The sequence below is a fragment of the Actibacterium sp. XHP0104 genome (genome assembly GCF_025751515.1).
Lineage (GTDB): Bacteria > Pseudomonadota > Alphaproteobacteria > Rhodobacterales > Rhodobacteraceae > Actibacterium_D.
Window position 1 is genome coordinate 50,034 of sequence record NZ_JAOWLE010000006.1, and the last position, 18,499, is coordinate 68,532.

Annotated in this window: 15 protein-coding genes and 1 tRNA gene; 8 read left to right on the forward strand and 8 right to left on the reverse strand. The window is 63.1% G+C overall.

What is annotated here, in order from left to right:
• Positions 1-4: 4 nt before the first annotated feature.
• The 6 genes from OE856_RS10750 to OE856_RS10775 all read right to left on the reverse strand — a co-directional run bounded on the left by OE856_RS10750 (position 5) and on the right by OE856_RS10775 (position 4,857).
• Positions 5-880 (reverse strand): ATP-binding protein, encoded by an 876-nt coding sequence (locus tag OE856_RS10750; protein WP_263716116.1) that lies wholly within the window; start codon positions 878-880, stop codon positions 5-7.
• Complete coding sequence (locus OE856_RS10755; RefSeq protein ID WP_263716118.1) at positions 880-1,176, reverse strand: hypothetical protein; 297 nt, start codon at positions 1,174-1,176, stop codon at positions 880-882. The genes OE856_RS10750 and OE856_RS10755 overlap by 1 nt, the downstream gene beginning before the upstream one ends.
• A 38-nt stretch (positions 1,177-1,214) precedes the next feature.
• A complete protein-coding gene (locus tag OE856_RS10760) occupies positions 1,215-1,409 on the reverse strand; it encodes a hypothetical protein (RefSeq protein ID WP_018303655.1) in 195 nt (64 codons plus the stop codon).
• Positions 1,410-1,493: 84 nt separating this feature from the next.
• Positions 1,494-2,216: an RNA polymerase sigma factor gene (locus tag OE856_RS10765; protein ID WP_263716119.1), complete on the reverse strand. Its 723-nt coding sequence runs from the start codon at positions 2,214-2,216 to the stop codon at positions 1,494-1,496.
• Between the two features lie 99 nt (positions 2,217-2,315).
• Positions 2,316-2,561 (reverse strand): hypothetical protein, encoded by a 246-nt coding sequence (locus OE856_RS10770; RefSeq protein ID WP_263716120.1) that lies wholly within the window; start codon positions 2,559-2,561, stop codon positions 2,316-2,318.
• A gap of 91 nt (positions 2,562-2,652) precedes the next feature.
• Positions 2,653-4,857, reverse strand: coding sequence for a hypothetical protein (locus OE856_RS10775; protein WP_263716121.1), 2,205 nt, complete (start codon positions 4,855-4,857; stop codon positions 2,653-2,655).
• A 592-nt stretch (positions 4,858-5,449) separates the two neighbouring features.
• Here OE856_RS10775 and OE856_RS10780 point away from each other — a divergent pair.
• From OE856_RS10780 to OE856_RS10815, 8 genes are all read left to right on the forward strand, one after another.
• Complete coding sequence (locus OE856_RS10780; RefSeq protein WP_263716122.1) at positions 5,450-5,905, forward strand: DUF2924 domain-containing protein; 456 nt, start codon at positions 5,450-5,452, stop codon at positions 5,903-5,905.
• Positions 5,902-7,227 carry a recombinase family protein gene (locus OE856_RS10785; RefSeq protein ID WP_263716123.1) on the forward strand — a complete coding sequence of 442 codons (1,326 nt, stop codon included), beginning with the start codon at positions 5,902-5,904 and terminating at the stop codon, positions 7,225-7,227. Before OE856_RS10780 ends, OE856_RS10785 begins: the two co-directional genes overlap by 4 nt.
• Positions 7,224-7,664, forward strand: a complete 441-nt coding sequence (locus OE856_RS10790) for a hypothetical protein (RefSeq protein WP_022699188.1) — start codon at positions 7,224-7,226, stop codon at positions 7,662-7,664. The genes OE856_RS10785 and OE856_RS10790 overlap by 4 nt, the downstream gene beginning before the upstream one ends.
• Positions 7,665-7,694: 30 nt before the next feature.
• A complete protein-coding gene (locus OE856_RS10795) occupies positions 7,695-10,424 on the forward strand; it encodes an N-6 DNA methylase (RefSeq protein WP_263716124.1) in 2,730 nt (909 codons plus the stop codon).
• Positions 10,417-11,658, forward strand: coding sequence for a restriction endonuclease subunit S (locus OE856_RS10800; protein ID WP_263716125.1), 1,242 nt, complete (start codon positions 10,417-10,419; stop codon positions 11,656-11,658). The genes OE856_RS10795 and OE856_RS10800 overlap by 8 nt, the downstream gene beginning before the upstream one ends.
• Positions 11,655-15,038, forward strand: coding sequence for a type I restriction endonuclease subunit R (locus tag OE856_RS10805; protein WP_263716126.1), 3,384 nt, complete (start codon positions 11,655-11,657; stop codon positions 15,036-15,038). Before OE856_RS10800 ends, OE856_RS10805 begins: the two co-directional genes overlap by 4 nt.
• Positions 15,035-15,748, forward strand: a complete 714-nt coding sequence (locus tag OE856_RS10810) for a M48 family metallopeptidase (RefSeq protein ID WP_263716127.1) — start codon at positions 15,035-15,037, stop codon at positions 15,746-15,748. The genes OE856_RS10805 and OE856_RS10810 overlap by 4 nt, the downstream gene beginning before the upstream one ends.
• Before the next feature lie 76 nt (positions 15,749-15,824).
• Positions 15,825-16,763 carry a GIY-YIG nuclease family protein gene (locus tag OE856_RS10815; protein ID WP_263716128.1) on the forward strand — a complete coding sequence of 313 codons (939 nt, stop codon included), beginning with the start codon at positions 15,825-15,827 and terminating at the stop codon, positions 16,761-16,763.
• Between the two features lie 73 nt (positions 16,764-16,836).
• On the opposite strand, the gene OE856_RS10820 is transcribed toward OE856_RS10815, so the two are convergent.
• Positions 16,837-18,026, reverse strand: a protein-coding gene (locus OE856_RS10820) for an IS3 family transposase (protein ID WP_263716129.1) whose coding sequence is annotated in 2 segments (ribosomal slippage) — positions 16,837-17,774 and positions 17,774-18,026 — 1,191 coding nt in all. Because the reading frame shifts where the segments join, the coding sequence is not laid out codon by codon here.
• Between the two features lie 297 nt (positions 18,027-18,323).
• A tRNA-Ser gene (locus tag OE856_RS10825) sits at positions 18,324-18,413 on the reverse strand.
• Positions 18,414-18,499: the final 86 nt, after the last annotated feature.

Here is an 18,499-nt window from a genome sequence, read left to right on the forward strand (position 1 = left end):
GCGCTCAGCCATGGTCGGGCTCCTGCGCGGGGGCGGGATCGGTGGGCGTCACCGGCGGCCAGGTCAGGCGTTCGGAGGCAGGCGCCGCGGGGCGCTGGATCTTCTCCATCAGCCGGCCGAGATGCGGAGCCTCGACCCTGTCGAGGCGGCCGGAGCGGTCCTTGGCCGGATAGCCCCAGGGGTTCAGCGTCTGGCAGACGAAGGCGCGCTGCGGCTGGCCGCCGGGGTCCGGGATATCGGCCATGGTGATGACCTGATCCACGATTCCGGGCAGTTCGAGCCCGGTCTTCGAGCCGTCAATCTGCGGCTGGAAGACCTTGCGGTTGAAGTCGTCGAGCCGCTCGTCGAGGATGCCCACGAACCAGACATGCTTGCCGCGCGTGTGCTGCAGGTGGGTCAGCCACCCGATCATCTCGCGGCCATGCAGCCCGTAGGCCCCGCGGATGTCGGGCTTGCCGGTCTTCTCGGAGAAAGCCTCGGGCTGGCCACGGCACCACTGGAAGCAGAGCCGCCCGGCCACGGTGATCGAGTCGATGAAGACGGTCTCGTACTTCCCGATCACCGTGGGATCGCCGTAGCGCCCGCAGACCTCGTCGAAATGCGCCTGGCTGTAAGGCTGGTCCTCGCGCAGCGCCGGGTTCGGCCCGCCGATGAACACCGCGAAGTCGCGGCATTCCTTCCAGGTGCGGGGCCGGAGCGTGTCGATCTCCAGCCCCTCGACCGCCAGATCCCCGGCCTCGAGGTCGAGGAAGAGCGTGGTCGGGGCGTTCAGCGTCCAGAGCAGGCTGGTCTTGCCGATGCCGGAGCGGCCGAAGATGACCCCCTTGATGCCCTTGCGCTGCGCGAGCCGTTCGTCGGCGCCGATGATGGGAAGGGCCATCACTGGCCCTCCTTTTTCATCACCGCCGTGGCGGCGCGGTCGGCGCCGATGCACCCCGCCTCACGGGCGAGCTTGTAGAGCCGCTTCAGCGCGTCGGCGCGGCGGTAGGCGGCCGAGCTCTCGCGCTCCGCTTCCACGATCGCGAAGGCGATCTCGTCGACGGTCGCCTCGACGACCGGCAGCGGCTCGCGCGGCTCGTCACCGGGGCGCTGCGGGAGGGAGATGGTTTCGGGGAGGTCTTCGAGCGCGTAGCTCGCCTTGCGAAGACGGGTGATGTCGTCCGGCTGGTCCGGCATGGCGGTTCTCCGTGGGATGATGTGATCGAGGAGGCGCATCAGGCGGCCTCGCGGACGTCGGGCGCGGGCTCGGCGACGTAGATCGCCAGCAGCGGCGTCCCGTCGGCATGGGCGCCGGCGTCCTCGATCTGATAGTTGCGGTTGGGCTCGCAGACCTCGGTCAGTTCCCAGCGGCGATAGAGCCCCGGAAGACGCCTGAAATCCTCGAGCGACAGATCGGCAGTGCGGTTCATGCGTGTCTGCTTTCGGTTGGAGGGAAGGCGCTCGGGGCGCTCGAATGGGAAAAGCCACCGGCGGGACCGGATCGGGACATCCGTTCAGGGGATTTCCTCGAGGGCGGCGTGCAGCCGGCGCATGGCGCGCTGGTACCGCTTGCGGGCGGCGGCTTCGGTCAGCCCCAGTTCGACGGCGACCTCGGCCTGCGAGAATCCCTCGATCGCCACGCGGATCACCAGCAGGGCGTCGTCGCCGAGCAGCTTCCGCAAGGCGCCGTTGAGCCGCGCGTATCCGGCCGCGCCGATCCCGCTGTCGCCGCTGTCCGCCACTTCATCGGGATCGGCGCTGCTGGCGAGATGTTCGCGCGCCGTGTTGCGCTGGCGCACGCGGATCATGTCGCGCTCGACGTTCCGCAGCACCGTGGCCGCGATCCAGTTGACACGCCCGAGGTCGAGGCTGCGGACTGCCTCGGTGGTGCGCGCCAGAACGTCGGACGCGATCTCATCGGCAGTGCCGAGCCTGCGCCAGATCGATCGGCGGCGGATGGCGTCGAGGCCGGGCCAGAGCGCCAGCAGCAGCAACGTCAGCGCACAGTCGGACGCGGGCCCGTCGCCCTGCGCCGCTCTGACGAGCGCGGAGAGGATCAGGTTCTTCTGGCCCTGATCGCCGGGCGTGCGGTGCAGCCCGTCCAGCAGGGCCGCCGGATCCCGGAACGGTGCGAGGACGGCTTGCGCACGCCTGACGGCGTCGAAACTGCGCTGGAAGTGAAGGTTGGAGGATGAATGCATGAGGTGATCACGGATCTCGTGCCACGCGAAGGACATCGGACGCCTGCCTTGCGGCCAGGCGTCCGGCGCCTTCTTGTGGCCAGGTCAGGACGTCGCGCGTCTCTGCGATTTCAGGGGGTTGGGTGAATTCGTGCGTCAGCGCGCGGGTGCGGTCGCGTTGTTCAGCGTGCCGCAGCCGCGGCAGGTGGCCTGAACCGGGAAGCCCACGAGATACTCGTGCCCCCGCGCGAAGCGCAGGTGCATGCGGCCGTCCCGGCAAACGCCGAGCAGCTTGTCACAGCGCGTGCAGCGCCATTCCGAGTTGTGGGCGGTGGGCTTGGTCTTTGCGGCGCCGGACCAGCTCGTCTGGGCTGCCTGGCGCGAGGGGAAGGGAGTCGGCATCGAAGTGCTCCTCTGATGTGGAGCACTCCCATTGGCCCGGAGAATCGGAGCTAGTCAGACCCCCCAATCGGAGCCGGATCGGAGCCAGCCGTCAGATGGCGATCTCCCATTGCCCTTTTCCGGGGCTTCGCAGGAAGTCGGCCGTCAGCTTTTTCCAGAGAGGCTGCTTGAAAATGTTCGCCAACGACTGGTCCTCCGCGATCCCGCTGATCAGGTCTGCTGTCGCCATTGGCATCGGGCCGGCGTTGTGCGCATCGACCAGCCGCTGGATGACATCAATGCGGTTCTCGCCCTTGATGTCGATGCTGCCTTTCCCCGGAACAAACAGAGTTGCCATATTGTCCCCGACCCGGGTGAGTTCGACAGCCTGGCCGCCGCGGGCCAGTATCCGATGGCGTCGAAGCACGGACCGGAGCTTGTCTCCGACCAAAGCGATTTCGGCTTGCTGCGTGTCGATCTGATCAACAAGCGGCGTCAGAACATTGGCCGCCAGGCACGGTCCGGGAGCGCTGCCGGCCTGCAGGACAAGACCTATTCCGAGGTTGTGGCGCGCCCGAAGCTCAGTATCGACGGCCGAGCGGACCTTCTCCCGGTCGAGACCGCGCGCGAGATAAATCGGGACGTCCCCGCCATCGACATTGAGCGTTCCAAGGTAGAGAAGGTGGTCGGTCAGCTTCTCGATTGCAGGCGCATCGAGCACTTGTTCGAGACGTTCCTTCAGGTGTTGCACGACCCAGCCATCGCGCACCCGATATATCCTGTAGCGATCCGGGTTGCCCGCAGACGTCACCTGTCCCTCGGCGACCTTGAGGTCGGCCACCTTTCGGTGACTTTCCTCCGCATCTCCCTCATCGACCCGAACGACCACTTCGGCTGCGACCGGTCCGACCTCGTCTTCATCGTCGATCAGGTCGTCCCCCTCCCAGCCGGCGGGCACGAGGAAACCCAGATCGGTCAGGAGGCCAGGATCGACACCACGAGCTTGGAGCCATGCACCGGTCACCCTCTCAGCTCCGATGTCCCAGATGGCCAGCAAGGCGGGCATGACCGCCATGCTCTCCTCATCGCCCGGTGCGCGACCATCACGAAGGATGTTCCAGTGTCTGAGCAAGCGATGCCCCAGAACGCGCTCGAACGGGTCGTCGATGCTGAGAAGGCTGCTCGTGTTGCGGTCGGTGAGCGTGAAGTTGAGGGTTTGCGCCTCATCCCGTCCCGCGCGGGAGTACCGGACCGCAATCTCCACAAAACGGATTGCGAGCGCTCGCTCGAAAATCCTTGGAAGGCCCGGCTGGTTGTCGATGATCTCTGAGATGTCCTGGTCGATCGTGGTGGAAAGCGAGAGACGGTTGGCCAGATTACCGATGCTGATGTCAGCGCGGATCACCTGTGCGCGGTCGATCACGACGTCGTCGAGTTCCGGCGGTTCAAGATCGAGTCCTCGCAGGAACTGCGAAATGTCGTAGGCCTGAAAGTCTACGGGCTGGTTGGAGTAGGTCTGCTCGAGAGCAGTCTCGATGAAGCGTTCGGCGACCGTGTGCCTGAGCTTTCGGTTGCCAGCGCGGACATGGACCCGCCCGGTCGATGGCGTGTAGACGATCATCGCCTCTCCGGGCGGCCGAAAATAGATGCTCGACCGATTGCCATCGTCATCGATCTCCCGAACGCTCGTGGGGGGATCGGGATGGAACAGCAGGTACATCTCCGCCGCCGGTTCATCTCCGTCCTTGGGGATGTCGAACTTGTCGATGCTGTAGCCGTCGCCGCGATCGAGACGCTTGTTGAGGTCGACCAGAAGCTCGTCGAGCAATGCACTGCCGGCGTCGGGGGCCCCGTCGACCGAAGGCTCGGCCATGAAGGTCTGGTAGTGCTTGTCGTAGCGCCGGTAGAGACGCAGGTGCAGGCTGTTCTCCGCCGCTTCAAATAAGCCGTGTTCGTTGGCGTAAGCCCACAGGCTTCGCGCGAGCTTGTCCCGCCGGTTCAGAAGTTCCTTGGCGCGGTCCGGTTCAAGCGTAGTCGTGGCGAGACCTTGGAGGACATATTCGCCGCGGTCGCTCGCAATTGTGACGATCCGGGCTGCTTCAGCTTCGAGCGGGCCCAGCCGGTCCTTCTTTTCCTTCGGCAGCATATTCCTCGCTGCTGTCGGACCGTCCGGATCGTCGGGGTCGAACTTGTAGGTCGCAAGCCAGGCCAACCTCTCGAAAGCCTTGCTGTTGAGAAATCCGGACAGCAATTCGGGCTCTGCATCATCGAAAAGTCGAGAAAGATTGGGGCAGGTTTTAGCCGGGACGCGTACCATTGAAGTCTCCGAGAGTTTTGACTTGCGCTACTGAAGGCGATCGTGGCGCCGTGCTCGGAGCTTGATACCGCGATGTCGCCTCTGGAGACCGAGGGCGACGCCGCCATTTCGCCGGAAAGTTACGTCCACAGAGGCGAGAACCACGCGCGCGTCCTCGATCTGCTCCAGGAGATTGGGACCGATCGGAGTTGCTTTGCGCGTCATGAACTTACCTCAATGAACTACTGCTCTCGACTGATTCAACTCGCGATTGTCGCGGACAAATCGGTGATCGGCAAGTCCCGATGTTCTCCACCTGTTCGCAACCCTGAATCCTGTAGGGAGTGATGTCCCGTCACGGCCAGTGGGGTGGCTTTTGATCGGTAAGTACCACCGATCACGGCTACCGAAACATGAAGCGCCCGAATCCGCTGCCGCCCGACCAGATGACGCCCGCAGAGCGCCGCACTGAGCTGTGCGGCCTGCTGGCGCTCGGGCTGGTTCGGTTGCGGATGCGAAAGACGGACGAAGTATCTGACGATACTGGAGAACGTTGCCTACACTATCCGCCCGACCAATGCCGTCATGCAACTCCAACTCACCGGAGAAATGCATGAACAAGCCCGATCCCATCCCCGCGCGCCTGGCCGCGCTGAAGACCACGCCAACGCCGAACCTGAAGAAACAGTGGCGCGACCTGTTCGACAGCGAGCCGCCCCCGTTCAACCGACGCTACCTCGAATCCCGGCTGGCGTACCGCATCCAGGAACTTGCCTATGGCGGGCTGAAACCGGAGACAATCCGGCGGCTGGAACGGCTGGGCGAGGAACTGGACGGCGGCGACCGATCCAAGCGCAGCATCCGCGCCGATCGCGACCGCCCCATCACAGGCACGCGCCTTCTGCGCGAGTGGCAGGGCGTCGAACAGGTCGTCACCGTCACCGCCGATGGCTTCGAGTGGCAGGGTCGGCCGTACAAGTCGTTGTCCGCCATCGCGCGGGCCATCACCGGCACGCGCTGGAACGGCTGGGTGTTCTTCGGGCTCAAGAACCACAGGGGGCGGAGATGATGAAGCCGCCGGATAAAACGAAGCTCGTCCGCAAGCTGCGCTGCGCGGTCTACACCCGGAAATCCTCCGAGGAAGGGCTGGAGCAGGAGTTCAACAGCCTCCACGCTCAGCGCGAGGCCTGCGAGGCGTTCATCGCCAGCCAGCGGTCCGAGGGCTGGGTGCTGGTCCGCGATCAGTATGACGACGGTGGCATCTCGGGCGGCACCCTGGAACGCCCCGGCCTGAAGCGGCTGCTGGAGGACATCGAGGACGGGCTCGTCGACGTGGTCGTCGTCTACAAGATCGACCGCCTCAGCCGCTCGCTGGCCGACTTCGCCAAGCTGGTCGAGGTGTTCGACCGGAACGGCGTGACGTTCGTCTCGGTGACGCAGTCCTTCAACACGACCACCTCGATGGGCCGGCTGACGCTGAACATCCTGCTCTCGTTCGCACAGTTCGAGCGCGAGGTGACGGCCGAGCGTATCCGCGACAAGGTTGCCGCCAGCCGCAAGAAGGGGATGTGGATGGGCGGCGTCCCGCCCTACGGATATCGCGCCGAGAACCGGAAGCTGGTGGTCGACGAAGAAACCGCTGCGCATGTGCGCTGGATCTTCGCCCGCTTCCTCGAGATCGGGTCCTGCACGGAACTGGCGCGGGAGGTTGGCACGCGCGGAATCCGGACGCCGCGAGGCAACCGAATCGACAAGAAATACATCTACCGGATGCTCGGCAACCGCGCCTACATCGGCGAGGCGGTCCACAAGGGCGACAGCTATCCCGGCGAGCACGACGCGATCATCGACCGCGAAGCGTGGGATCGCGTCCACGCCATCCTGCAGGAAAGCCCCCGCAAGCGCGCCGCCCGGACTCGCGCCGACACGCCCGCGCTGCTGAAGGGACTACTCTTCGGTCCCGATGGCGCCGCGTTCTCGCCGACCCATACTCGCAAGGGCGACAGGCTCTACCGCTACTACGTCAGCCAGACAGTGCTGAAGCACGGTGCCGGGTCATGCCCCGTGGGCCGCGTGCCAGCAGGGGAGATCGAGGCCGCGGTCATCGACCAACTCCGTGCCGTATTCCGCCAGCCGGAGATCGTGGCGGGGACGTGGAAAGCTGCACGCGTCCACGCCGACGACGTCTCCGAAGCCGACGCCCGCGCAGCCCTGCAGCATCTCGATCCGCTGTGGGACGAACTGTTCCCCGCCGAGCAGGCACGCATCGTGACATTGCTGGTTGAGCGCGTCGACATGCGCACAGACGGATTAAACGTCCGGCTGCGCGTCGATGGGCTGAGCGGCCTCGCGCGCGAGATGCTGTCCGGCGGGATCGGAGAAGCCGCATGACACGCGGCATGCCGATCCCCGAGACTGTCACGCTCCACATCCCGTTCCGCGTCGTGAAGCGCGGCGGGCGGAAGGAGATGCAATTGCCGGACAGCGCCGCGCAACCGCGGCGGACTGACAACACACTCGTCAAGGCACTGGCGCGCGCGTTCCGCTGGAAGCGGATGCTCGAGTCGGGTGAGTTCGCCACCATCGCCGAACTGGCTGAGCGCGAGGGGATCGCCTCCTCCTACCTGACGCGTGTCCTGCGCCTGACCCTGCTCGCACCGGACATCGTCGAAGCAACACTAGACGGCAGACACGGGCCAGCGGTGACGTTGGCGCGCGTCCTGGAGCCGTTCCCACTAGCTTGGAACGAGCAGCATGACGCGGTCGGAACGGCATCATCGCGCGACGGCAACAAGCCGGTCCTTTCCCCGCGCCGTTCAATCGGTTAGTAAAATCGGAGGGTTGGGGCCGTCAGCACAGTGCTCGATGCCCTGCACATTCATTTTATGACAGGCGCGACATTGGCAAAGCTTACACTCGAAAAACTTGAACGCCACCTGTTCGCCGCGGCTGACATCCTTCGCGGCAAGATGGATGCGTCGGAGTTCAAGGAGTATATTTTCGGCATACTATTCCTGAAACGATGTTCCGACGTGTTCGAGCAGCAGCGCGAGAGGATACTGAAAGAACAACGGGCGCTTGGTCGGTCAGAAACGGAAGCCCTGCAGCGCGCAGATCATCCGTCTTCCTACACCAAAACCTTCTTCGTTCCTCAAGTCGCCCGCTGGGATCGACTCTTGAATAACGTGCACGCCAACGTCGCCAATGAATTGAACAAGGCTCTCGAGGGTCTCGAGAACGAGAACCACAACGCCTTGAGGGGTGTGCTGGGGCACATCAATTTCGCCCGGAAGGTTGGCGAGTCGGAGATCCCGGACGAGAGGCTTCGCCGTCTCATCAGCCACTTCAACAAGTATCGCCTACTCGACGAGGACTTCGAGTTTCCCGACCTCCTCGGCGCAGCCTACGAATACCTGATCAGCGAGTTCGCGGACTCTGCCGGCAAGAAGGCGGGAGAGTTCTATACGCCGCGGGGTGTGGTGCAGCTGATGGTCCGCATCCTCGATCCGCAGGGCGGCACATCGCTCTACGATCCCACTTGCGGCAGCGGCGGCATGCTGAACCAGGGTTACGAATACGCCCTGCAGCACGACGGTCGGCGCTTGAGCCTCTATGGCCAGGAGGACAACGGCGCGGTCTGGGCCATCTGCCGGATGAACCTGCTACTCCACGGCATCCCTGACGCCGACATCCGGAACGGCGATACACTCGTTGATCCGAAGCACATCGAGGACGGCCGCCTCATGCGGTTCGACCGGGTGATCGCCAATCCGCCTTTCAGCCAGAACTACACCAAGCGCGGGATTCAGTTCGGCGACCGCTTCCGATTTGGCTGGTGTCCCACGACGGGCAAGAAGGCCGACCTGATGTTCGCCCAGCACATGTTGGCCAGCCTCAAGCAGACCGGAAAGATGGCCGTGGTCATGCCGCACGGCGTGCTGTTCCGCGGCGGCGAAGAAAAGAAGATCCGGATCGCGCTGCTCAAGGAGGACTGCATCGAGGCCGTGATCGGCCTGCCGCAGAACCTCTTCTACGGAACCGGCATCCCGGCCTGCATCCTTGTGATCCGCCACCCGGACGGGAAGCCGGACGCGCGCAAGGGCAAGGTGCTCTTCATCAACGCGGACCGCGAGTATCGCGAAGGGCGCGCGCAGAATTTCATCGACCCGGAGCACATCGAGAAGATCGTCAGCGCCTACGACGCGTTCGCTGACGTGCCCGGCTTCGCGGCGGTCATCGACAACACCGCCATCATCACGGACGAAGCCGGCAACCTGAACATCCGGCGCTATGCCGACAGCAGCCCGCCGCCCGAGCCCCACGACGTGCGCGCCCACCTCCATGGCGGCGTGCCGAAGCGGGAGATCGAGACCATCCGCCAGCATGCGCAGGCACAGGGCTTCGACGTCGATACGCCTTTCGTCAAGCGCGATGCGGACTACGCCGAGTTCGCGGATACCGTCGAGAAGCGCGCCGATATCAGGGCACTCGTCGAGTCGGATCCCGGCGTTGCGACCAGGCAGGGAGAGATGATCGCAGCGTTCGATGCCTGGTGGTCCACCGCGCGGACCGGGTTGGCCGACCTTCCCGAAAGCAAGCGCCTGATGCCGCTGCGCCGCGAGATCCTCGACAGCTTCGAGCCCGCCATGCTGCCGGTCGGCTGCCTCGACCGCTATGCGCTGATGGGCTCCATCGCGGGCTGGTGGGACGAAATCCGCTACGAGCTGCGTGTCATCGTCGAGAACGGGTTCGCCGAACTGGTCGACGGCTGGGTCGAGACGCTGCGTTCGGCGCTGGAGGATGAAGACGCTGACGACGACGAGGACAGCGATGCCAAGAAGACCGTGAAGGTCACGCTGGAGGAGCTGCTCGCCCATCCCTTCGTGCGCCATCGCATGGCGGACTACGTCACCGAACTGTCCGCCGCGCAGGCCGAGGTGGAGCGGGTCAAGGCCGAGAAGGAAGCCTGGGAAACTGGCGACGGGGTCGAGGGCGCCGAGGATTGGCTCGACGGGGCCGAGGAAGGCAGCAACCTCGCCAAGGAGCTGGAGAAGCGACGCAAGGAACTGCGCGCCGAAATGAAGGACGACGACAAGCGCCGGAAGGAGTTGGTGAAGACCACGGGCACCGGCAAGCCGTCCAAGGGCTCCATCGACTGGATGCGCGCGCAGGGCATGGATGTGCGGGAGTTCGAGGCCGAACTGGCAGAAATCGAACACCGCCTCGCGCCGCTGGTCGATGAGGCAGCGACCATTGACGCCATGCTCGCCCCCTATGAGGCGATCAAGGAAGAGCTGAAGGAGGCGCGCGCCACACTGCGGCGCCTCAAGGCGGCGTTCGTCGAGCGGCTGACGGCCGCACGGGCCGAACTGGAGGACGACGCTTGCCGCGAACTGGTGCTCGACATCGACCGCGAGCGGCTGCTCGACCGGCTCGAACGCGCCCGCGTCCGCCGCGTCGGCTCTCTGGTGGCTGACGTGGAGCGGCTTTGGGACAAGTATCGTGTCAGCCTCGCACGGATCGGGAGCCGGAGGGCAGACGCTACGACGCGGCTCGACGGCTACCTGCTGGAGCTCGGGTATGCCTAGAACCGTCGTATCCGATCTGGTCGAACCCATCACCGACAAGCAGGTCGCAGACCAAGCGAAACCCGAGGCCTACATTGGCCTTGAGCATATTCCCGAGCGGGCCATCCGCATCGAGAGGACCGGCGACACCGAAGCCATTCGCGGCATGTGTGTCCGTTTCTCCGAAGGCGACATACTATTCGGGAAACTCAGGCCGAACCTTCGCAAGAGCGTCCTGGCCCCAGTGAACGGCTTGGGCTCGACAGAGATTATTGTGCTGAGGCCCAAGCTGGGCGTTGATCCTTCATTCGCCGGTCACGTTCTGCGCTCGGAAGCCGTATTCTTTGAGGCGGAAAGAATGACCGAGGGCACCCGGATGCCCCGGACATCTTGGAAGACACTTTCAGCTATCGAGGTCTTCGCTCCATCGGACCTGCGCGCGCAGAAGCTGATCGCGGACATCCTCGATGCCATCGACGACGCGATCCTCGAAACTGACGCGGTGATCGAGAAGCTCAAGGCGGTCGGCAAAGGCATGGCGGCCGACCTGTTTTGTCTCGGCTTGGACGGCAACGGTGAACTGCGGCAGCCGTATGCGCTTAGACACACGGCGCTCGGTATGCTCCCTCTCGATTGGACCGTTGACCGCCTCGATACGATTTTTGGCGTCTTTGGCGGCAAGAGGCTGCCCTTGGGTCACACCTACGCGATGGAAGCGACGGGGTTTCGTTACCTGCGAGTAACGGACTTCTTTGGCGAAGAAAGTCGACCGCACGAACTGCCGAGCTTGGAAACCAGAACCTTCAAAGCTCTTGAGCGATACGAAATCACTGACGGCGCTCTCGCCGTCTCCATCGCTGGTTCAATCGGTCGGTTTCATCCTTTCAGAAACGACACGGATCTTCGTGTCATCCTGACGGAGAATGCCGCGCGCCTCGAACCAAAGAAGTCGATCAATCCCGACTTCTATGCCCGTTTTCTGAATTCGCTTCCGGTTCAGAAGCAGGTGGAACTTGAGATTGGTACTGGCGGAGGTGTGCCAAAGTTGGCGCTTCACCGAATCCAGGCGCTCAAGATCGTCGATGTTCCGCGGGATGAGCAGGATGAAATTTCGCGACGCCTCAACGCGCTAGAACTCGAAATCCAAGCCTACCGCCGCGAGCGCGCCAAGCTTTCGTCGCTCCGTGAGGGTCTGCGCGATGACCTCCTCACCGGCCGCAAGCCTGTGGTTGCCATTCGCGAGGCTGCGGAATGAGCCAGCAGGACCGTCTGGACGAACTGAACGTCGTCGAACGCCCTCTGCTGCGCCAGCTAGGCGTCATGGGCTGGTCCCATGTCGAGGGCGCCGATGAGGACCCGAGCACCGGCCGCAAGGACTATCACCTGCTCGGTCGCGATACCTTCCAGAAAACGCTGCTGCGCGACCGGCTCGAGGCCGCGCTGCGCCGGCTGAACCGGAACGACGACGGGTCCGAATGGCTGGACGAGCGCCGCATCAGCCAGGCGATCTCGCTGCTCGAGCGGCCGACCTCGCGGGACTTCATCGCGATCAACGAGGAGCTGCACGACAAGATCGTGCGCGGCGTCAACGTTTCGGGCCCTGACGGCGAACACGAGCGTCGCGTGCGCTTCATCGGCTTCGAGCCGGGCGACAAGAACGAGTTCGTCGCGGTCAACCAGTTCCGCGTGGACCCGCCCGGCGCTGTCGGCGACCGGGGGTTCATCGTGCCGGACGTCGTGCTGTTCGTGAACGGCCTCCCGCTGGTGGTGGTCGAGGCCAAGAGCCCGGCCGTCACCGACCCCATCGCCACCGCCATCGACCAGATGCGCCGGTACGCCAACCGCCGCGTGCCCGAAAAGAACGAGGGCGCGGAGCGGCTTTTCTGGACGAACCACCTGCTGGTCGCCACCGACTACTACGACGCCCGCGTCGGCTCGGTCACCGCCCGACCGGACGACTTCCTTCCGTGGCGCTCGGTCAAGCCGGTCGGCATCGAGCAGACGCGCGCCGCCATGGACGAGGTGTGCGGCGAGCTTGGTAAGGCGCCGGGCACGGAACTGGTGCAGCAGGAGGTGATGGCGGCGGGCCTGCTGCGGCCGCAGTACCTGCTCGATGCGCTGCGCTCCTTCACCGTCTACATGACGACGGACGACGGCGTGCGCATCAAGGTGGTGCCGCGCTATCAACAGTTCCGTTCGGTGCACATCGCGCTGCAGCGCCTGCAGGAGGGCAAGACCCGCCGTCAGGATGGCATGAGCGACCGCCGGGGCGGCATCATCTGGCACACCCAGGGCTCGGGAAAGAGCCTGACGATGGTGTTTCTGGTTCGGAAGCTGCGCACCATCGCTGCACTCCGCCGGTTCAAGGTGGTCGTGGTCACCGACCGGACCGACCTGGAGGATCAGCTGTCCAAGACGGCGAAACTGGCCGGCCAGGTCATGCGGGTCGCGCGGAATGCCGATGGCGCGAGGACGCATCTGGGCCGGCAGGAACCGGACCTCGTGTTCGTGATGATCCAGAAGCTGCAGGAGCGGAACGGCGAAGGAGACGAGCAGGAGATCGTGTTCGCGGCCGAGAACGAGGAGCAGCTCGACGCCAAGGGCGAGAACCTCCTGCCAGCCAAGACCGGCGAGCTGCGTTCCGGCAAGTTGGTCGCGAAGATCGGCGAGCGAAAGGCATTCCCCGTTCTGAACGAAAGCGAGGACGTGCTCGTTCTCATCGACGAGGCGCACCGCTCGCACACCAGTGGACTTCACCAGAACCTGCTCGACGCGTTGCCCAACGCCGCGCGCATCGGATTCACCGGGACGCCGATCGAAGAGAAGAACAAGAAGAAGACGCGGGAGATCTTCGGAGCCTACATCGACCGCTATCTCCTTCGGGACGCAGAGGCCGACGGCGCCATCGTGAAAATCCTCTACGAGGGGCGGGAGCTGAAGGCCGACGTCACGGACAAGGGCACGCTGGACGGCTTGTTCGACGCCACCTTTGCCGGAAAGTCGGCCGACGAGCGCGAGGCCATCAAGGACCGCTATGCAACGCGTGCGCGTGTCCTCAACGCGGCTGACCCGCTGAAGGCCAAAGCGATCGATGTGCTCCGGCACTACATCGTCAACATTCTCCCCAACGACCTGAAAGCGCAGCTCGTCGCCGCGAGCAGGGAGCTGGCGGTACAGTACGTCGAAGCCTTGAACGACGCCCGCGACGAGATCGTTGCCGCCATCGAGGGCGCTGCGGACATCCTGAAGGATATCGCTCCGGAGGACGCGCAGGACGCGGGAGGCGACGTGGCGTTCCTCTCCACAGCGCTGCCCTATCTCGACACGATTAAGGCTCTCGAGTTCGCGGCGGTCATATCCGTGGACCACAACGACCTGCCACATCTGAAGGCATGGGGCGGTGTTTCGGAGACGAAGCAGCGGATCGAACGCTTCAAGAAGCCGCTGTCTCAGGACGCGCTCGCAATCCTGGTGGTGAAAAGCAAGCTGCTCACCGGCTTTGACGCCAAGGTCGAACAGGCGATGTATCTCGACCGGGCCATATCGGGCGCCGAGCTGCTGCAGGCCATCGCTCGTACCAACCGGACGGCGGGGGAGGCCAAGCGCTTCGGTATCGTCGTCGACTACTACGGTGTCGGAAAGAACCTCGCGGACGCTTTGGCGATCTACGACGCGGAAGACCAAAGCGATCTGACCGGCGGCATTGGAAAGCCTGAAGACCTCTTGCCGGAGCTGCGGCAAGCGCGTGACGCAGTGGTCAAACACTTCTCCGATGTCGGGATAACCCTCGGGTCCGACCTGCAAGCCTACGTCGACGCATGCGTGGCCAAGCTGAAGGACCAGAAGTTCCGCGCTCAGTTCCTCGTTCTCGTCAAGAAACTCGTTGGCTTGTTCGATGCTCTCATGCCGCGCCCCGAGGCCCGACCATTCACACGTGACGTGAAGATTTTTGCGTTCATCGCCAAGGCTGCGGCGAACCTCTACCGGGATCGTTCGCTCGACGTTCGGGGGGTCGCCCATAAGGTTCAAGCCATGCTCGATGCCTTCATCGAGGCGCACGGTATCGACCCGAAGGTGCCTCCTATCGAGATACTAGACCCGAACTTCGCCGCCGAGGTGGCGCGGAAGCCGAGCGGTCGAGCGAAGGCGGCGGAAATGGAAAACGCCCTTCGCCACCACATTTCGATTTCCTTCGAGAGGGACCCTGCGAAGTACAAGACGCTCAGCGATCGCCTTGAGGGCATTCTCACGAGCCACCACCAAGACTGGGATGAGATTGCCCGGCAACTTCAGGCGCTGATCGACGAAGCTACCGCTCGCTCCGGTGGCGGCTTCACAGTCCACGGTCTTGAACCTCACACGGAAGCTCCGATCTTCGGAATCCTCCGCCTGCGCTATGGCAATGATGATCGAGATGCGGACTTGGCAGAGCTTTCCGCCAGGATCGTCCAGCACTTGCGAGAGGAAAGCGCTGTCTCAGGGTTCTGGGATAATCCGGTAAGCCAAGAGGAGGCCAGGCGCTGGATTTTTCAGCATCTCGATAATAGCAGCATCTTCGATTTCGGTGACTTGGACGCGATTTCGTCCGACTGCATGGGGGTAGCGAGGGCAAACCGAGCGGCATTCACGTCATGAGCGAAACGATCGAGATCGACGAGCTCGTCTTTTCAGTGAAACGAAGCACAAGTCGGAGAACGGTCGGTGTTACGGTCGAACGAGACAAATCTCTCGTTGCTCATCTCCCGCAAGAAGTAACGCTAGAAGAGGCGACAAAGCTTATAGCCTCAAAGCTATTATGGGTTCATCAAAAGCTCGCTGAGCAGGGCGAAAGTGCACGCGAGGACGTTTTTCGGGTCGCGGAGTTTGTGGATGGCGAAGGCTTCCACCTACTTGGGAAGCACTATCGCCTCAAACTCGTCGATATTCCCAAGAATGTGACCGGTGTGCCGAGCGTCAGGTTCGAGGGCGATCGGCTTTTGTTGCGGCGAGAGCAAGCTGCCTCGGGGGGCAAGCGGATTGAAGAATACTATACTAGAGCGGCACATCCCTACCTGAATGAGACCGTTCAGAGGTGGAAGAGAATCGTTGGCGCTGAGCCCGGGCGCTTCGTCCAGGTAATGGATCTTGGATACAGGTGGGGCTCATGCAGCGCAGATGGGACATTGAACTTCCACTGGCGGGTAATGCAGCTACCACCCAGGATCATCGAATATGTCGTCTTGCACGAGCTGGTGCACATCAAGGTTCCAAACCATTCAGAAAAATTCTGGAAAATGCTCGGTTCGGTCATGCCAGACTATGAAAGTCGTAAAGCTTGGCTGAAGCAAAAAGGTGGTGAGCTTTGAACACATTGGCACTAAATCATGTGTTCTTTCACGCCCTTTCTAAATTGGCTGCATAATTCAATCGTTGGTCACCTTCATGAAGCCCCGCTCGATCAACATTTTCCTTCTCGACGGCGATCCGAACGGCATTCGGGTGGCGCAGATCTCGATGTCAACGATCCAGGCCATTGCCTTTCGACGCAATCAGCTACGTCGGGTGCGGGAGGCTTTTCCCGAGATCGAACGGCCAGGCGTCTACATCCTCATCGGTGCCGATGAAGACGCGCAGGACCGGCAACTCGCATACATCGGCGAGTCCGAAGGCGTCGGCGCTCGCCTATCGTATCACAACTCGAATGAAGCCGGTCGTGATGCCAAAGGCTTCTGGACCGACACGGTCGTGCTGATCAGCAAGGACGAGAACCTGACCAAAAGCCACGCGCGTTATGTGGAAGCCTGCCTGATCCGGGGCGTCGTTAGCAATCCCCGCTGGACCCTGCCCAACACTCGCACGCCCTCCGACGACGCGGGAAAGCTACCGCTCCCCGACCGCGCGGCCATGGACGAGTTCGTAGATCAGACGAAAACGTTGGTCGGAGCCCTCGGCTGGGATCTCTTCCGAGAAGTCCGAGGTCGTGCGCCGGAGCAGGTCGCAGGGCGAGAACTGCCAAAGGCTGAAATCCATGAAAGCCCTCGGTTCTTCTTCCGAGGCGACGGCTTCGCGGCAGAGATGGAGATTGGGCCCTCCGGGGATTTCGTCGTCACAGCAGGTTCGAGGGCAAGGGTCCGGACGACGCGAACGATACCGAGGGGGACGGTCACGCTCCGGAACACCCTTGTTGAAAAGGGCGTCCTCCGCGAGGAAGGCGATTTTCTTGTCTTCACAAGCGCCTACAGCTTCACGTCTGCCTCTGCCGCGGCTGCGGCCGTCATTGGTGCGAGCGCTAATGGCCGGATCCTGTGGAAGCTCCCGGACGGGCGCAACTACGCGGACTGGGAAGCCTCTCAGGGCATATCAGACTGCGCCTCGCAGTGAGGCCGCTCAAAGGCGGTAGCAAGTTGGATTTCTGTTCCATCTCGCTGAACGCCACTGACCTGCCACTGAACCTTCATCCAGTCGCGACCGGAGCCCTTTTGGTATTTACGCCAGATGGCGTAGGTTGAGCAATCGCCCGACGCGCGGAGCTTTCCTCTCGCGCAGCGGGGCGGGCGATTGCGGTGATCAGGGTCCGTGCGTAGTCGACCGGGGTCTGATAGCCCAAAGCCGAATGCGGACGCTCGGTGTTGTAGTCGGCCGCCCAAGCCGCGATCACGACGCGCGCGTGAGCCAGGTTGCGGAACATGGTCTCGTTGAGCAGCTCATCGCGCATCCGACCGTTGAAACTCTCCACGAAACCGTTCTGCATGGGCTTTCCCGGCGCGATGTAATGCCATTCGATCCGGTGCTCGGAACACCATCGCAGGATGGCGTTACAGGTCAGTTCCGTGCCATTGTCGCTGACAATCATGCCGGGCTTGCCGCGGCGCTCGATCAGGGTCGTCAGTTCACGCGCGACACGGCGCCCTGAGATCGAGGTGTCCGGGATCGCAGTGAGGCATTCCCGGGTGACGTCGTCGACCACGTTGAGAACGCGGAAGCGCTGGCCGTTGGCAAACTGATCGTGGACGAAATCCAGCGACCAGCGCGCATTGGGACGTGCTTCGACCAGGATCGGAGCTCGTGTCCCGACAGCCTTGCGCCGGGCCTTTCGCTTGCGGACCGTGAGACCTTCCTCGCGGTAGAGCCGATAGATCCGGTTGATCCCCGAAGGCTCGCCCTCGCGGCGCAGCAGGACGAAGAGCCGCCGATAGCCGAACCGCCGGCGCTCATTGGCCAAGTCACGCAACCGACCGCGCAGCACTGTGTCCGGCGCACGCTGAGAGTGGTAGCGGATCATCGTGCGATCCGCGCTCACAATGTGGCAGGCCCGCCGTTCTGACAGGCCATGTTCGGCCCGGAGATACGCGACGGCTTCACGCTTCACGGCGGGCCCTACCACTTTTTTGAAACCAGATCCTTCATTGCAGCCAGATCCAACATCTGCTCAGCCAGAAGCTTCTTCAGCTTGGCATTCTCATCCTCGAGCGCCCTTAGCCGCTTTGCTTCCGACACCGTCATGCCACCAAACTTGGCCTTCCAGTTGTAGAAGGTGCCTTCCGACATGCCGTGCTTGCGGCACAGGTCAGCACACTTCGCGCCTGCCTCATGCTCGGCCAGGATGCCGATGATCTGCTCGTCCGTGAATCTCGTTCGCTTCATTGTCCGTCCTCAAGTTGGGTCGGACTCTAATCGACGGTGGAAGAAAAATCCCGTGGCAGGTCACCACCCACGTCGAACTGCTTAGCGGACGCTCTCAAAAAGTTCTACACTTTCAGTTACTTGCAAGAAATTCACCTTAACGGCGCAGTCATCAGGTCCGGAGAATATCGGCCCTCAGAGACCGCTTCCGGGCCTCCTGGCAGCAGGGGCAGTGCTCAGCCCCACCCGCATAACCCTCGAAAACAACGGAAAAATCCGGCCGTAGCCGGATCGGGAGAACACTTTCGCGAGGACAAGTGGCGGAGGAGGTGGGATTCGAACCCACGGTGGACTTTCACCCACGTCGGTTTTCAAGACCGGTGCATTAAACCACTCTGCCACTCCTCCGGCAGGTCAAGCGCATATCGTGGTGTTGTTGATTCTGAAAGGCGGCGCTGGCCGATTTTTGCCGCCCCAGCCCGGCGCGCACTTTC